The sequence below is a fragment of the Alkalihalophilus lindianensis genome (genome assembly GCF_032843265.1).
Lineage (GTDB): Bacteria > Bacillota > Bacilli > Bacillales > Bacillaceae_D > Alkalihalophilus > Alkalihalophilus lindianensis.
The window spans coordinates 1-235 of sequence record NZ_JAWJBA010001038.1 but is presented as its reverse complement, the minus strand read 5'-3'; the positions used below and the strand labels follow the sequence as shown (position 1 = coordinate 235).

General features: G+C 40.4%; 1 protein-coding gene. It reads left to right on the top strand.

Annotation, left to right across the window (positions count from 1 at the left end):
• Window positions 1-235, top strand: a 235-nt coding sequence (locus RYX56_RS25270; RefSeq protein ID WP_317124504.1) for an aldehyde dehydrogenase family protein, incomplete at both ends; no start/stop codon positions are given.

The following is a 235-nucleotide window of genomic DNA, read 5'->3' as shown; positions in this document are numbered from 1 at the left end:
ACCGGTTATTCGCGAACAAAACCATCAACGTACATTAGGCTATATCCAAAAAGGTATCGAAGAGGGAGCAAAATTAGTTTGTGACGGTCGCGAAAACGTGCCAAAAGATGGCTACTTCGTTGGACCAACAATTTTTGACGGTGTGACAACTAAGATGCAAATCTGGAAAGATGAAATCTTCGCACCGGTTTTATCCATCATCCGTGTGAAAAATTTAAAAGAAGCAGTTGAAACT